We start from the raw sequence: 3,793 nt of genomic DNA on the forward strand, positions 1-3,793 counted from the left end.
CGACTCGACCCGCCTCTATGTCGCGACCCAGGCCCCGGCCGCGACCGGCGGAGCCCGCAGCTACATCATCGCCAGCGGGGATCCGAGCCGGCTGATCACCGATCCGGGCAAGTCCGGCTCCCGCGCGCTGATGCTGCCGGACGGGGTTCTGCTGGCCACACGGGGCAGCCCCATCCAGGGGGCGGTCAGCCTGGGCCAGGCCTTCGGCCTCGACGTGCAGGACTTCAGCGACAAGGCGACCACGATCAAGGGTCAGGCCGCCGACGGCGCGGCCATGGACGTCTCCAGCCACCCGATCGCCGAAGGGGCCCTGATGGCCCTGGCCGGTGCCCCCTCGCGGACCGCCGCCAATCTGGACCGGGCCTTCATGGCTGGGGCCTTCAATCTGATGGCCCCACTGGCCGTCGGTATCGCCCTGGCCCTGCTGCTGCTGATGCAAAGCCGCAAGGTCGAGGCGGCCCAGCGCGAGTTCTCCGACAGCGAGCAGCGCTTCCGCCTGGCGGTCGAGGCGGCCCGCTGCGGCATCTGGGAATGGGACCTGACCGCCGACCAGGTGTTCCTGTCCGACGTGACCGGCGCGATGTTCGGCTGGGGCGGCGGCGGCATTGTCTCCAGCCAGGACCTGCTGGAGCGGATTTCCATCGACCAGCGCGAGCGGGTGCGGCAGGCCCTGGCCAATGCCGCGACCTACGGGGCCTTTGACGTCTCGTTCCGGGTCCCGGCCAACCAGCAGGGCGGCCGGACCATCTGGGTCGACGCCAGGGGCCAGGGCTTCGGCAAGCCAGGCCAGGACGGCTATGTCCGCATCATCGGCGTGGCGCTTGATGTGACCGAGGAGCGGCATGCCCAGGCCCGCGCCCAGGCCGCCGAGAACCGCCTGCGCGACGCCATCGAGAGCGTTTCGGAAGCCTTCGTGCTGTGGGACCGCCAGGGCCGGCTGCTGATGTGCAACCGCAACTACCGCAATGTCTTTTCGCTGGAGCCCAAGCTACTGAAGCCAGGAGCCGCCCGGGCCGAGGTGAACCGCTTTGCCGCCCTGGCCATCAAGCAGGACCATCCGGCCCCCGATGGGGCGCGGGGCGTGCGTGAGGCCGAGCTGATGGACGGCCGCTGGATCCAGATCAGCGAGCGGCGCACCGCCGAAGGCGGTCTCGTCATGACCGCCGCCGACATCACCGCGATCAAGAACCAGGAAGAGGCCCGCCGGCTCAACGAGGAGCAGCTGCAGCACGCCGTTACCGGCCTCGAGCGCAGCCAGGAGCAGCTGGCCGAACTGGCCCGCAAGTACGAAATGGAGAAGGTCAAGGCCGAGGGGGCCAACAAGGCCAAGAGCGAGTTCCTGGCCAACATGTCCCACGAGCTGCGCACACCGCTGAATGCCATCAACGGCTTCTCCGAGATCATGATGAACGAGATGTTCGGGGTGCTCGGCGATGCCCGCTACAAGGGCTACTGCCTGGACATCCACAACAGCGGCCAGCATCTGCTGGCCCTGATCAACGACATTCTCGACATGTCGAAGATCGAGGCCGGCAAGATGAACCTCAAGTTCGAGCCGATGCACCTTGAGGACGTGGCCGAGGATGCGGTGCGCCTGATCCGCAACCGGGCCGAGGCGGCCGGCCTGAAGCTGGCCATCGACTTCCCGCAGCTGCCGGAGATCGAGGCCGACTACCGGGCGGTCAAGCAGGTGCTGCTGAACCTGCTGTCCAACGCCATCAAGTTCACGCCCCGCGCCGGCAGTGTGACGGTGCGGGCCGAGATGCGCCGCGACCCGCTGGGCGAACGCATCCGGGTCTCGGTGACCGACACCGGCATCGGCATCGCCAAGGAAGATCTGGCCCGTCTGGCCCGCCCCTTCGAGCAGGTGGAAAGCCAGCTGTCCAAGACCACCCAGGGCACAGGCCTGGGCCTGGCCCTGACCAAGTCACTGATCGAGATGCACGACGGGGCCCTGGACATGGCCAGCACCCCGGGCGAAGGCACAACGGTCAGCTTCACCCTGCCCGTCCGCCAGAGCCAGTCGCAGACCCAGCCCAGCCGGGACTTTGCAGCGGCCTGAAGTCGGCTCCGATCGGCCTGGGCTCTAGGCCCGGTCGCCCAGCAGGACCTGCCGGATGTCGCCGCGGGTCCGCGACAGCAGAACCAGCAGATAGATCGACAGGAACAGCATCCCGCCGAACACGGCCACGAGGCCCAGCGCGATGGAGGTCGGACGGAAGTGCCCGCGCCACGCCACCCACAGGCCCGACAGCAGCAGGAAGCAGAAGAAGTCGAGATTGAACTGCCCGGGCCAGCCCATGGCGGCCATCTGACCGAAGAATACCGGCAACAGGTTCCAGCCGTGTCCGGCGATGGTCAGGCTGGTGTAGCCGACGATGACGGCGAGGCAGGCCAGCAGGAAGAGGCGGAAGGGGATCATGGGGCAGTCTCCGTTGAAGGGTCGGCGCGGCGCGCCTCAAGAAACAGGCAACGGGCCAGCATGGCCAGCAGGCCGATCGAGCCGGTGCAGGCCACCAGCACGACCCAGGGCCCACCCCGCATGCCCACGGCCCGGGCACGCGGCAGAAGCAGGAACACGGCCGTCGCGCCCGCCATCAGCAGATCGGTCCAGACCTGCACGCCCCAGCCATTGGCGCTGTGCAGGGTCCAGAAGCCCAGAGGCCCCTCCCGCGCCACGACCCATAGACTGAAGGCCAGGAAGATCGCTGACAGGAGAGCGGGCCATTGCCAGCCTCCCGGCCGGGACACCGGTCGCAGGGCCATCAAGGTCACCGCACAGACAAAGCCGAGGGCTGCGCCCGCCGGCAGTATGGCGTAGAGGGATCCAGTCATTGTAACCTCCTGTAGCAGTTGCTACAGATTAGCCAATTGTAGCGGTCGCTACAAGAGTGAGCCATGATCGGTCGGGACGAACAGCGAGATCGCGTGGTGGAGGCCCTGGCCGGCCACCTGCTGCAGACGGGCCTGGCCCAGGCCAGCCTGCGCCAGCTGGCCGCCGCCGCCGGGGTCAGCGACCGCATGCTGCTCTATTATTTCCGCGACAAGGGCGAGGTTCTGGCCCTGGCCATGGGTCGACTGGCGGGAGATATGGCCCTGCGCCTGGCGACCGCGCTGCCTGGCGACGAGCGCCTGTCGCAGACGGCCCTCACCGCCCGCGCCGCCCGCCTGGTCATTGATGACAGCTTCCGCCCGTTCATGCGCCTGTGGATCGAGGCCGTCGCTGCGGCCGCGCGGGGCGAGGCTCCGTTCGTCGACATCGCCCGCCAGATCGGCGAAGGCTTCCTGGTCTGGCTCGAGGATCGCCTGGACCCGGTCACCACTCCCGATCCAGCCGGCACGGCCACCGCGATCCTCGCCCAGCTGGACGGACTGGCCCTGCTGGAGGTCTGCGTGGGCAGCAGCCGTGCCCTGCAGGCGGTCGAGGCCCTGGAACGGCTGACGGATTCCGAAATTATGACAAGTAATTCATAGACTTAAATCGACGTCATGAACGGCGTTTAACGGGCTTTCGCGGCGATCGCGATCTAGCTTCCAGGTCAAGCCAGGGCGCACGACGCGCCGCAGACCTTCAAAGGAAGCCTCCCATGCGCAAGTTCATCGCCCGCCTCAGCACCGTCGCCGCCCTCGCCCTGGCCATCGTGCCTGTCGCCGGCCTGGCCACCACCGCCCACGCGCAAAGCCATAGCCAGCCGGTCGCCCACATCCGCATCGGTGATCTGAAACTGGACCGCCCCGCCGACGCCGCCGAGTTCCATCGCCGCACCCGCGATGCAGCCGATACGGTTTGCGC

The 3,793-nt window shown here is 68.1% G+C and carries 5 protein-coding genes; 3 read left to right on the forward strand and 2 right to left on the reverse strand.

Annotation, left to right across the window (positions count from 1 at the left end):
• A partial coding sequence (gene pleC / locus DBR10_RS08020; RefSeq protein ID WP_233243325.1) for a cell cycle histidine kinase PleC occupies nucleotides 1-2,062 on the forward strand: 2,062 nt, incomplete at its 5' end.
• 24 nt (nucleotides 2,063-2,086) lie between these two features.
• Here the strand turns inward: pleC and DBR10_RS08025 are convergent.
• The gene (locus DBR10_RS08025) at nucleotides 2,087-2,422 is read right to left on the reverse strand and encodes a hypothetical protein (RefSeq protein WP_108504918.1); all 336 of its coding nucleotides are present in this window, start codon (nucleotides 2,420-2,422) and stop codon (nucleotides 2,087-2,089) included.
• On the reverse strand, nucleotides 2,419-2,835 hold the full coding sequence (locus DBR10_RS08030; protein ID WP_108504917.1) for a hypothetical protein: 417 nt from the start codon (nucleotides 2,833-2,835) through the stop codon (nucleotides 2,419-2,421). Before DBR10_RS08030 ends, DBR10_RS08025 begins: the two co-directional genes overlap by 4 nt.
• Nucleotides 2,836-2,898: 63 nt before the next feature.
• On the opposite strand from DBR10_RS08030, the gene DBR10_RS08035 reads away from it, so the two are divergent.
• Nucleotides 2,899-3,474: a TetR/AcrR family transcriptional regulator gene (locus tag DBR10_RS08035; RefSeq protein ID WP_108504916.1), complete on the forward strand. Its 576-nt coding sequence runs from the start codon at nucleotides 2,899-2,901 to the stop codon at nucleotides 3,472-3,474.
• Nucleotides 3,475-3,587: 113 nt separating this feature from the next.
• On the forward strand, nucleotides 3,588-3,793 hold a 206-nt coding region (locus tag DBR10_RS08040; protein ID WP_146187829.1), incomplete at its 3' end, for a UrcA family protein.

Source organism: Caulobacter sp. HMWF025 (genome assembly GCF_003060965.1).
GTDB lineage: Bacteria > Pseudomonadota > Alphaproteobacteria > Caulobacterales > Caulobacteraceae > Caulobacter.

What these genes read in the sequence shown, in the direction of transcription:
- DBR10_RS08025 (WP_108504918.1), bottom strand. Translation starts at nt 2,422, where the DNA reads ATGATCCCCTTCCGCCTCTTCCTGCTGGCCTGCCTCGCCGTCATCGTC.
- DBR10_RS08035 (WP_108504916.1), top strand. Translation starts at nt 2,899, where the DNA reads ATGATCGGTCGGGACGAACAGCGAGATCGCGTGGTGGAGGCCCTGGCC.
- DBR10_RS08030 (WP_108504917.1), bottom strand. Translation starts at nt 2,835, where the DNA reads ATGACTGGATCCCTCTACGCCATACTGCCGGCGGGCGCAGCCCTCGGC.